Raw genomic sequence first — 10,615 nt, forward strand, 5'->3', positions numbered from 1 at the left:
GGGGATTGCCCCTACAAAACGCGCTTCTCCAGAGCAAGATACCATCGATCCCACTTTTTTAAATAAGGATATTGCTTATTTTGAGAAGGTTGTGCCGACGGCGGAGAATATTGCGGTTCGGATCGGGCAATTGTTGCGATCGCCCATACGGGAGTTAGGCGCCGAGTTGCACAAGATTAAGCTGATTGAAAGTCCGAATAATTCCTGTGAAATTTACGGTGCTGATTTGGATGCAGCGGCGGTACAACAGCAACAGTCAGCGGTTTTAGCTGCTGTTTAGAGCTACAAATCGGGTGAGTTGGGGCGGTTTATACCAATTTTTTATGAGGCCCCGTAGAATCGGATCCCCCCTAGCCCCCCTTAAGAAGGGGGGGACAAGAAGTTACTCAAAGTCCCCCTTCTTAAGGGGGATTTAGGGGGATCGAGATATGTGCAACTTCACATTAAACTGGTATTAGCCAAATTTTTGCTAATTGTGCAGATTGGTGCAGCCACCCCGATGATTCCGATGATTCCGAGGATGATAGGAGGCGGATTAGGTGCGGGAAAGTGTTCTTTGAGACAAGTTGTGCGGCGATAATTATTGGCATTTTTCCTGACAAGTCAGACGCAGCGCGTATTTTGGAGATAGTAAGTCAGCATTCCTCATCAAAGCTATTGTCACTGCTGAGAGTATGAGGTCGATCGCCCGATCTGCTGACAAACAACACTAATTTCTCCTAGGTGAGTTGACGTTTATGCGAGTCTCAAATGTAGCTCTCTTGACTCTGGCCGCCCTCGCATCCCAGAATGTAACTGCTAAAACTAACGCTGCTCCGGCTGCACCTCCCATCTCTGGTGGGACACCGCAGGCAAGCAACTTTGTTGATGCCATAAATAATACAGTCTCTCGTCCGGCGGAGTCAATGAGCGCGCCCGAGACGATCGCCCACGAACAATTTTCCCCACGAATTGCGGTAAAATCCCAGACTGGTTTGCTGGTAGCAGCGGCCGGCGATGAGTTATCTCCTGCTGTGAAAACCAAGGCGAATCCTGCTGCTATAGCCACCGATGAACTAACAAAATCTTTACAAGAAACATGGCTGGCTAAATTAATCGAAACTGGGGTTAAAAGCAGTCCCCAAGTTCGCGACGCTTTCGATTTTTTCTCTCCACGGACTGGCAGTGCAGAAACTGGATATGGTTTTAACAATACCATAACTCTGCTGAATATTTTACTAATTCTCGGTACTATTTTGCCACCGGTGACAATCGCCTTTTTTTGGGCGATCCGCAGGCTGGTAGTCAAACAGTTGGTTGCTGATGCCAATCAAAGATTGCACGGCATTGGCGTGTTGGAATCGGAGTTGCTCAACTCTCGCCAACTGACTCAAAAAATGAGGGATGAATTAGAGGCACAAATGAGTGCAGCTAAACAATCGCTTGATTTTTTAACGAGAGAAACTGAACTTTCCAAATCTTCCGTCGAGCAAATTGAGACTCTCAAATCTCAATTTATCATGCGGCTGCAAGTTTTGGTAACAGAAGTTGACGAGAAAAAATCTCAAATTGTTCAGGAAATTTCCCAGGTTCCGGCAATTGTTGCCAAAGAAGCTGTCAAACTCGCACCTCAGCGGCAGTTAAACAATGCACAAACTTCTGCAACAGTACCTGCTATTGACGGACAAACTTTGATTGCTGACGATTATATAAAGCAAGTCGAAAAGCTTTATTTTCAAGGCAATTATGATGAGGCATTAGCCTGCGTAGAAAAAGCTATTTTAACGAACAAGAATGCGGATGAGGCTTGGTATTGGCGCGCCAATGTATTAATTAGATTGCAGCGCCATGAAGAGGCGATCGCCAGTTACGACCAAGCAATCTTAATTAAACCGGATCATTACGAAGCGTGGTACAATAAAGCGAATTTGCTGGGAAAATTACAAAGATGCGAAGAGGCGATCGCCTGTTACGAGCGAGCGAGTTCGAGCGAGGCGAGAAAATACGGTTGTTGGCACAGCATAGCAGCTTTGTTGGGTAAATTGCAGCATTACGAAGAGGCGATCGCCAGTTACGATCGCGCCCTGGCTATCAAAACAACCGATAGCGAAATATGGCACAACCGAGGTGCAATGCTGGGTAAAGTACAGCAGTACGCCGCCGCAGTCGATTCTTACGATCGCGCTCTCGAACTCAATCCCAAGAGATACGAGACTTGGTACAACCGAGGTAATATGCTGTGGAGATTGCTCCGCTACGCTGATTCTGTTGCTTCTTACGATCGAGCTGTCGAGATCCGGGCCGACAAATACGAAGTTTGGTACAATAGAGGCGCCGTGCTGGGAAAAATGCAGCTCCATCAAGAGGCGATCGCATCCTACGACAAAGCAATTGCCATTAAACCGCATGATTTTGAAGTGTGGCACAACCGAGGTGCAGCTTTCGACAAACTATCACAACACGAAGCAGCAATTGCATCTTACTCCCAAGCGATCGCGCTTAATTCGGAGTGTTACGAAGCTTGGTTTGGCAAAGGCGAATCTTTAACAAAATTGCAGCGTCATGAAGAAGCGATCGCAGCTTACGAAAAGGCGATCGCAATTCAGCCCGAATCCTACGATGCTTGGCACCACTGCGGTACAGCTTTGTCGCAATTAAAGCGCTACGAAGAAGCAATGGCAGCATACGATCGAGCCATTGCGATCAAGCCAGAAAATGCCGAAGCTTGGCGCGATCGAGGCACAATTGCCTCAGAATTAAAACAGGATACAGAAGAATTTACCGCAGGCGAAAAAGATACTCAAAACCAGCCACAATCTGAAGAATCTTCTGAATCTTCGGAGAGTTAGTTAGGCGCAAGGATCGCAAATTAAATAATTTACACAAGTTTGTGGGATGGGCGTCCCGCCCGTCTTTCATGACAGGCGGGACGCCCGTTCCACTTTTCAAAAATTTGAACGCGGTAACAATTTTCACCGTTGGCTTTTCCTGAATTTACCAGAAAGAATTGGTTGAAAGCCTCTCCCTTGGGCGTAGAAATTAAAATCAGACTATTCATTACTCCAATCCTCTGACTTTTAGGCAGAAGTCAACTGTCAACTGTCAACTGTCAACTGTCAACTGTTGAAAGTGAGTGTTGATTTAATTTTGGGTTAAAAAAATAGTAAGCTTAAAACAACTGCTCAAAAAGGAGAATAGTTATGTCTGTGGAAATGAAAAGACGGCTATTTACAGTGCAAGAATATCACCTGATGAGTGAGGCTGGTGTTTTTGGCGATCGCGAACGAGTGGAACTTATCGAAGGGGAAATTATCCAAATGGCAGCAATTGGTAGGCGCCACGCCGCCCGTGTCGATCGCCTTGCAGAGTTTTTTGGCGATCGAGTGCGAACGCGTGCTATCATCCGGGTGCAAAATCCGATTAGCATTGGCGATCGATCTGAGCCTCAACCTGATATTGCTTTAGTACAGCGTCGCGCTGATTTTTATGAAGAATCCTTGCCAAATAGCGAGGATGTTTTGCTTCTGGTAGAGGTAGCGGACAGTACCGTTAATTACGATCGCGATGTGAAAATACCGAATTATGCGCGATCGGGCATTCAGGAAGTTTGGTTGTGGGATCTTGAAGTTAACTGCTTGGAAGTTTACCGCAATCCCACCGCAAATGGCTACACTTATATGCAAAAGTTTGAAGGCGATCAACAAGTTTCACCATTGGCTTTTCCCGATTTTGTAGTAAGTCTTGACTTAATTTTGGGTTAGGCTGACTTTTATCTTGTGTTCGATTCCCACTCCCAATTACCAAAACCTTAGACTTACTATATATAGCCTTTCTCAAAAAGATGAGGTATAACTGACAGCTTATATAACGACCCAGACTAAGAGGGCTGAAGCCCAACAACATACCTCATCTTTCTGAGAACCGCTATAATTAATTTAACTCCTCAAATCAGCGCAAGTTTATGACTGTTGCTAAACCATTTGAATTGGGAGTCACGCATCTCCCAGACCATACCGAACTGCCAGAGTCTGACGGTACTTTTGTGAAAAACTTTCAAGAACTGCCTCAAAGCATTATTCTCACCGATTCCCTGCGGCCTGTATTGCAACAAATTCACCCTGACGGACGGTACCGCATCGGTCAAGATTGCGGGATTTATTGGCGTTTAACTGACCCTCCCGAACGCGGCGCCGAAGCACCAGATTGGTTTTACGTCCCCAATGTACCGCCACTATTAAATGGTCAGGTTAGGCGTTCCTATGTATTGTGGAAAGAATACGTTGCACCGCTAATTGCAATTGAATTTGTGTCTGGAAACGGTTCAGAAGAACGAGACAGAACTCCACCGCCAGACCCAGATAGAGAAGAACAACAAGAACAAAAACCTGGCAAATTCTGGGTTTACGAACAGGCGATCCGGATTCCTTTTTACGGAATTTACGAAGTAAAAAAAGCGGCTGTAGAAATGTATCATTTAGAAGACAACCGCTATCAGCGCCTGAGTCCGAACGATCGCGGACGCTATCCGATTCCCCAGATTGGAGTTGAATTGGGAATCTGGCAAGGGGAATATGATGAGATGAATTTGCCTTGGTTGCGTTGGTGGGATAGTGAAGGCAATTTGTTATTAATAGGGGAGGAACGCGCTCAACAAGAAAGCCTTCGCGCTCAACAAGAAAGCCTTCGCGCTCAACAAGAAAGCCTTCGCGCTGACGAAGAACGACTTCGGGCAGATCGTTTGGCAGAAAAGTTGCGCCAAATGGGCATTAATCCCGATGAATTGTGATTGTTTTGTTAGTTGTTGAATTCTGGGTAATCGCTCTTTTTTTATGACAGAAATATCATAAATTGGGAAAGGGCGATTACCTATGGGATAGCTGCGCTTTACAACCATTGATAAATTGCAAAATTAAAGATATTTAATTTTTAATAAAAATTCTTAAAATTCTTGAAAAATTATATATTTGTGGAAGTTTTTATAAAGATTTAATCTTTCCCGAACATAAGTGCTAGTATCATAAGCCTAAAGCTAGGGGTGCCCGCAGATCCGGGCTGAGAAAACACCCTTAGAACCTGAGTCTGGGTAATACCAGCGGAGGGAAGCTGTTTATGAAGGATATAAGATATGCGTACCGAATGGATCGCTAAGCGTCAGGGGCACAGCAACGTATCTCAAATGCACTACGCCCGTCAAGGTGTCATTACTGAGGAAATGGACTTTGTTGCTAAGCGAGAAAATCTCCCAGGAGAACTGATCCGCGCCGAAGTAGCGCGGGGACGGATGATTATTCCCGCTAACATCAATCATACTAATTTGGAGCCAATGGCGATCGGCATTGCGTCTAAATGCAAAGTCAATGCTAACATCGGTGCATCTCCGAACTCTTCCAATATGGAAGAAGAAGTTGACAAGCTTAAATTAGCAGTTAAATACGGTGCTGATACCGTGATGGACTTGTCCACCGGCGGCGGCAATTTGGATGAAATTCGTACTACGATTATCAAAGCTTCACCAGTTCCCATCGGCACTGTACCCATTTACCAAGCCCTAGAAAGCGTGCACGGTAATATGGAAAGTCTGACGGCGAATGACTTCCTGCACATCATTGACAAACACGCTCAACAAGGTGTTGATTACCAAACAATTCACGCCGGAATTCTGATTGAGCATTTACCATTGGTGAGAAATCGGATTACTGGGATTGTCTCTCGTGGTGGCGGAATTTTGGCGCGCTGGATGCTGCACCACCACAAACAAAATCCTCTCTACACTCACTTTAACGACATCATTGAAATCTTCAAGAAATATGATGTTTCGTTTAGTTTGGGAGATTCTTTGCGCCCCGGTTGCACTCACGATGCGTCCGATGAAGCTCAATTAGCCGAACTCAAAACTTTGGGTAACTTGACTCGCAAAGCTTGGGAACATGACGTGCAGGTAATGGTGGAAGGCCCGGGCCACGTACCTATGGATCAAATTGAGTTTAATGTCAAGAAACAAATGGAGGAATGCTCGGAAGCTCCTTTCTATGTTTTGGGGCCGTTGGTGACTGATATTGCACCGGGATACGACCACATTACCTCAGCGATTGGGGCGGCGATGGCTGGTTGGTACGGTACTGCTATGCTGTGCTACGTGACACCGAAGGAACACTTGGGATTGCCGAATGCTGAGGATGTCAGAAATGGGCTGATTGCTTACAAAATCGCGGCTCACGCTGCGGATATCGCGCGCGGTCGTCCGGGTGCGCGCGATCGCGATGACGAACTCTCGAAGGCGCGTTACAATTTCGATTGGAACCGTCAATTTGAACTTTCGCTAGATCCAGAAAGAGCAAAGGAATATCACGACGAAACTTTGCCAGCAGATATCTACAAAACTGCGGAATTCTGTTCGATGTGCGGGCCTAAGTTCTGTCCGATGCAGACTAAGGTTGATGCCGATGCTTTGACTGAGTTGGAGAAGTTTCTTGCTAAGGAACCTGTAGCGCTAAGCTAACTATATTGCTAGGGCGGGCGGATTGATTCGCCCACCCTTCCCAATTCAAAAGGCACTAACTTTTTGTTTGGTAGAGGACAAAACATTCTGCATAACTTCTTTCGCCACAGCTTTTACCACATTAATACTGACGCTATTGCCCAGTTGATAGTAAGCTTTATCATCATTGGAATGCAGTACAAAACTATCGGAAAAACCTTGTAACCGTGCGGCTTCGCGGGGAGTAATTCGCCGGACTCTATGGTTGTGATAAACACCTAATTTATTTGCATCGCTGGCAACAAGTGTTACAGAAATCTTCTGGGGATCTAGAAATTTATAGACTTCAAAGGAAAAGTTACCCGATACAGGTTTGTACAAATCATTGTTACACTGTAGATACTTCTTGGCTACCAGTAAATCCAGAATTTCATCAAGATTGGGATGAGCAAAAAAAGTAGCGATTTGCTCTTTAGTTAATAGTTTTCCATCTTGGTCATGTCCAAATTCTTTATTTCGCCTTTTCAAGATAAAACGATTCATCAACTCAATTTCGTCTAAACTGCACTGACCTCGCAAACCGAGTTCCCAAGAATGAATCGAATTGCCGCCGCGATAGTCAATTAGCCGCATTCCGTGCAAGTGATTTAAATCATTGTTAACGATTGGCTTCAATGCCTTGATAAATTCTGGCGAGCAATGATATTTGGGATCGGGATTGTCTTCCAAAATATCTGCAACTGCGACGGGTTTACTTAAGGGGGAAAATAAGGATAGCTGTTGATGGTTACAGGAATGGGAATCTTTTGGCCCTAAGTCGGAAACTAACCCAAATTGGGGCGAAGCATTTAAAATTCCTACTAGGTAAACTCGGACGCGGTTCTGGGGTAAGCTAAAGTTAGAGCTGTTGAGCAAAAAGTAATCGAAGCTGTAACCTCTACTGGTAATTTCGTGTTTAATTGTTTCGAGGGTTCTGCCGCCGTCGTGGTTGACAAGTCCCCGCACGTTCTCAAAAATAAATCCTTGAGGTTTAGCGGTATCAATCAGCCTCATTATTTCAAAGAACAGGGTTCCTCGTGTATCGCCAAAACCTGCTTTTTTGCCGGCACCGGAGAAAGACTGACATGGGAATCCTGCTAGTAAAATATCATGTTCTGGTAGTTGGTCAATTAGTCGGATGTCGCCTAATGGTGTGTCGTTAAAGTTTTTGTGGTAAACTAATTGAGCGTCGGGATTGATTTCGCTGCTCAATAGGCATTCTGTGTCAAGATTTAAGGAATGAGCGGTGGCTTCTAGGGCTAATCTCATACCGCCTATTCCTGAGAATAAGTCAACAAAACGTATTTTTTTCATACCATTTTTAGTGATTGTAGATGTTAACAAGCTTGATTAAGCATACCAGATATTTACTCATTGTTAGGCACAAAGTAGTTCCTCAAAAACTCGCAAAGCACATTAAGCTCATCATGGGAAAAAGCAACTGTACAATGACTATATGTACACAAATTTCTGATAGCATTTTCCCTTTCAAAGTTACCAGCGCCATCAATGACATAAGCCATTTTATAACCTGCGCCTTCAATTTGCTCAAATCTAGATTTTGCTTGTCCCGCCTTACGCTCTATTACGCTGTTTGTCGTGACTTGAAAACTCACTTCTATTGCAACAAATTTCTCTTCCTTACATACAATAATATCAAATGTCGTCAGTCCGTTACTGCTTTCCTCAGTATGTCTTACACCTGGTAAATGACCGTTAGGTATAATATTTATGTCCCTATACATCCAAATTTTCCTGCAAGTATTGTTTAACAAAATTTTGAGCGATTTGACCCAAAGTATTCGATTGTGACCCTGAAGTTATCCGGCTAACCCAGATCGTTGTTTGATAAACTTATCTAATTTATCGGGTTGACCTAGGTAGTTACCAATTTCACATTTGGCTAGAACCTCAGCGGTTTTTTCATTTAGTGAATTAGCACCGAACAAAAGAATTACTATTAAATCTTTATGCACCAAAGACAGAGATTGATTTTGGAGTATCTTTTTACCGTCAATTCCTAGCTTTGTATTTGTTAGTTGACCTGGAACAGGTAGAGAATTAAATTGATAAGAGTAATTTTGCAGACTCCAAAGATATTCTAATCTATTTAGTGGAAACAGGGAATTAAAGTTGCCATTCACTCTTTTAATCATTTCTCCCCCAAAGTCAGCAAGTACAATTAGATGTTTGAGGAACATATTTGCAGAAAGTGTTGAAGCTTCGACTATTTGAAATAATCCACTCAACTCCGAAACTGTGACGCTAAGAATAGCAATAAACTGCTCTTGAGTTTCAATTAGCTTTGGTATGATACTAAGTTCAGCTTCCTTTTGAGATAAGTCGGAAGGCCAAAATATAGAAGCTGACTCACGGAGTTATTCAACTGTTCTTCTGTAATTTTGAGTTGACATCTGTGGTTTTGTCTAATGGAATGTTGTTTGAGCTTGATCTGATCTTGTGCTTGCCCTTAGTAGCAGGGACTTTAATCACTACTATTTAGCAGTAGCGACTAAAGTTATGCCTTTCTCATATTTTTGGTGACAGAAATTAGGGCAATTTTCCTGAGTCAGCCATCCGCGATCGCCATTCCTTAAGATCCCCGATCGTAAAAACAGCCTGAAAATCCAATCCCTGCTCGCGATATAATTCAGATCCACCTTGCTCTCGATCGATCAAAGACAACACGCGATCGACTTTATAGCCAGCACCCCGCAGCCTCTCCACCGCCTGCATCGCCGATTTACCCGTCGTTACGACATCTTCCAACACCGCCACATTCGTCCCCTCTGGCAACACGGGCCCCTCAATATACGCCATTGTCCCGTGTCCCTTCGTCTCTTTGCGGACAATTAGCGCCGGAATCGATCGACCTTCCAGAGCCGAAACCACACTCACAGCAGTTACAATCGGGTCAGCACCCAACGTCAAACCGCCCACAGCCTGCACTTGAGGTGGCAGCATGGAGAAGAGTACGCGCCCCGTCGCCAAAGCACCTTCAGCGTGCAATGTCACTGGTTTGCAGTTGATATAGTAAGAACTTTTCTGCCCCGAAGACAGCACAAAGTCGCCTTCGCGATACGCAAACTCGCACAATAAATCCAAAAGTCGATCGCGCAACACCTTTAAATCAGCAGCATCCATAACTTAACACCTTGTAGAAAACGCAAATAATCCGCCGATAATCAGTCTATATTGGAACCGTAATTAATCTAGAAGCTGAAATTTATGAGTCAAAAGTTAAAAAGCCTCAGCAGTGCATTGATTGTCGCTGTCGCCTCTGCTGCACTGGCATCCGTCAAACCTGCCCAAGCAGATACAGCCCGATTTAGCCCCGTTGGTGACAACTTCAACCGACAATTCTTTGAAGCTTCAGGAGACTTTTATCACAACGTCAGCTTGCAAGGTTACATGGGCGACTATCTAGGAATTGGTTCCCCCAGTGGCGTAGTTGCCTTTCCCGAAAAAGAAATCGAGCGCGATGCCAGCCGCATCAGCGGCCTCTACCGACGAGTAATGCAGCGGCAGGTTTCCAGCGATCCAATTCTTCGGGTTCCGGATGCCACCAATCCCTTTGATGCCTCAGTTATGGCCTTGCCTCCAGCCTGCCAGGTAGCACCTCAAGCGAGCGGCTGTTTTGCCCCAGGAAGCGCAGTCCAAGAGCCGTTTGTACCCCGGCAGCAACAAGAGTCGGAGGCAGCACCAGGCGCGGTTAGAGGACTGTATAATGTATCACCGGTTCGCAGAAATTAATTAGCGATGAGAAAATTGGTTTGTAGTAAGGACTTTAGTCCTGATTTACTCGAAATCATAGAAAGGACTGAAGTCCTCACTACGAACCTTGATTACCGATGAGAAAATTGGTTTGTAGTAAGGACTTTAGTCCTGATTTACTCGAAATCATAGAAAGGACTGAAGTCCTCACTACGAACCTTGATTACCGATGAGAAAATTGGTTTGTAGTAAGGACTTTAGTCCTGATTTACTCGAAGTCATAGAAAGGACTGAAGTCCTCACTACGAACCTTGATTACCGATGAGAAAATTGGTTTGTAGTAAGGACTTTAGTCCTGATTTACTCGAAGTCATAGAAAGGACTGAAGTCCTCACTACGAACCTT

13 protein-coding genes, 1 pseudogene and 1 riboswitch are annotated in these 10,615 nt (G+C 44.6%); of the genes and pseudogenes, 7 read left to right on the plus strand and 7 right to left on the minus strand.

Going from position 1 to position 10,615, the window contains the following annotated elements; all coding sequences use genetic code 11:
• Nucleotides 1-37 precede the first annotated feature (37 nt).
• A pseudogene (locus tag QZ918_RS19800) lies at nucleotides 38-280 on the plus strand (6-pyruvoyl trahydropterin synthase family protein); the annotation flags it as partial.
• A gap of 150 nt (nucleotides 281-430) precedes the next feature.
• Entirely contained in the window at nucleotides 431-580 is a 150-nt protein-coding gene (locus QZ918_RS19805; protein ID WP_293337865.1) for a hypothetical protein, read from the plus strand.
• Here QZ918_RS19805 and QZ918_RS19810 read toward each other — a convergent pair whose 3' ends face one another.
• Nucleotides 581-703, minus strand: a complete 123-nt coding sequence (locus QZ918_RS19810) for a hypothetical protein (RefSeq protein WP_293337866.1) — start codon at nucleotides 701-703, stop codon at nucleotides 581-583. It lies immediately after the preceding gene.
• 34 nt (nucleotides 704-737) lie between these two features.
• On the opposite strand from QZ918_RS19810, the gene QZ918_RS19815 reads away from it, so the two are divergent.
• On the plus strand, nucleotides 738-2,828 hold the full coding sequence (locus QZ918_RS19815) for a tetratricopeptide repeat protein (protein ID WP_293337867.1): 2,091 nt from the start codon (nucleotides 738-740) through the stop codon (nucleotides 2,826-2,828).
• 29 nt (nucleotides 2,829-2,857) lie between these two features.
• Here QZ918_RS19815 and QZ918_RS19820 read toward each other — a convergent pair whose 3' ends face one another.
• Nucleotides 2,858-3,037 carry a hypothetical protein gene (locus tag QZ918_RS19820; RefSeq protein WP_293337868.1) on the minus strand — a complete coding sequence of 60 codons (180 nt, stop codon included), beginning with the start codon at nucleotides 3,035-3,037 and terminating at the stop codon, nucleotides 2,858-2,860.
• 142 nt (nucleotides 3,038-3,179) lie between these two features.
• Here QZ918_RS19820 and QZ918_RS19825 point away from each other — a divergent pair, with 142 nt between their 5' ends.
• The 3 genes from QZ918_RS19825 to thiC all read left to right on the plus strand — a co-directional run bounded on the left by QZ918_RS19825 (nucleotide 3,180) and on the right by thiC (nucleotide 6,478).
• Complete coding sequence (locus tag QZ918_RS19825) at nucleotides 3,180-3,740, plus strand: Uma2 family endonuclease (RefSeq protein WP_293337869.1); 561 nt, start codon at nucleotides 3,180-3,182, stop codon at nucleotides 3,738-3,740.
• A gap of 200 nt (nucleotides 3,741-3,940) precedes the next feature.
• Nucleotides 3,941-4,765 (plus strand): Uma2 family endonuclease, encoded by an 825-nt coding sequence (locus QZ918_RS19830; protein ID WP_293337870.1) that lies wholly within the window; start codon nucleotides 3,941-3,943, stop codon nucleotides 4,763-4,765.
• Nucleotides 4,766-5,000: 235 nt separating this feature from the next.
• Nucleotides 5,001-5,097: riboswitch (TPP riboswitch) on the plus strand.
• 7 nt (nucleotides 5,098-5,104) lie between these two features.
• Nucleotides 5,105-6,478 (plus strand): phosphomethylpyrimidine synthase ThiC, encoded by a 1,374-nt coding sequence (thiC, locus tag QZ918_RS19835; RefSeq protein WP_293337871.1) that lies wholly within the window; start codon nucleotides 5,105-5,107, stop codon nucleotides 6,476-6,478.
• A gap of 45 nt (nucleotides 6,479-6,523) precedes the next feature.
• On the opposite strand, the gene dcm is transcribed toward thiC, so the two are convergent.
• The 5 genes from dcm to pyrE form a co-directional block, all read right to left on the minus strand.
• Nucleotides 6,524-7,810 (minus strand): DNA (cytosine-5-)-methyltransferase, encoded by a 1,287-nt coding sequence (dcm, locus tag QZ918_RS19840; protein ID WP_293337872.1) that lies wholly within the window; start codon nucleotides 7,808-7,810, stop codon nucleotides 6,524-6,526.
• 53 nt (nucleotides 7,811-7,863) lie between these two features.
• Entirely contained in the window at nucleotides 7,864-8,241 is a 378-nt protein-coding gene (locus QZ918_RS19845; protein ID WP_293337873.1) for a hypothetical protein, read from the minus strand.
• A complete protein-coding gene (locus tag QZ918_RS33285; RefSeq protein ID WP_527250416.1) occupies nucleotides 8,234-8,335 on the minus strand; it encodes a hypothetical protein in 102 nt (33 codons plus the stop codon). The genes QZ918_RS19845 and QZ918_RS33285 overlap by 8 nt, the downstream gene beginning before the upstream one ends.
• Nucleotides 8,317-8,856 (minus strand): hypothetical protein, encoded by a 540-nt coding sequence (locus QZ918_RS19850; protein WP_527250417.1) that lies wholly within the window; start codon nucleotides 8,854-8,856, stop codon nucleotides 8,317-8,319. Before QZ918_RS19850 ends, QZ918_RS33285 begins: the two co-directional genes overlap by 19 nt.
• Before the next feature lie 190 nt (nucleotides 8,857-9,046).
• The gene (gene pyrE / locus QZ918_RS19855; protein ID WP_293337875.1) at nucleotides 9,047-9,640 is read right to left on the minus strand and encodes an orotate phosphoribosyltransferase; all 594 of its coding nucleotides are present in this window, start codon (nucleotides 9,638-9,640) and stop codon (nucleotides 9,047-9,049) included.
• 84 nt (nucleotides 9,641-9,724) lie between these two features.
• Between pyrE and QZ918_RS19860 the strand changes: the two genes are divergently transcribed.
• Nucleotides 9,725-10,249 (plus strand): hypothetical protein, encoded by a 525-nt coding sequence (locus QZ918_RS19860; protein ID WP_293337876.1) that lies wholly within the window; start codon nucleotides 9,725-9,727, stop codon nucleotides 10,247-10,249.
• The last annotated feature ends 366 nt before the right edge of the window (nucleotides 10,250-10,615 follow it).

Origin of the sequence: Microcoleus sp. CAWBG58 (assembly GCF_020883045.1) — a bacterium.
GTDB lineage: Bacteria > Cyanobacteriota > Cyanobacteriia > Cyanobacteriales > Microcoleaceae > Microcoleus.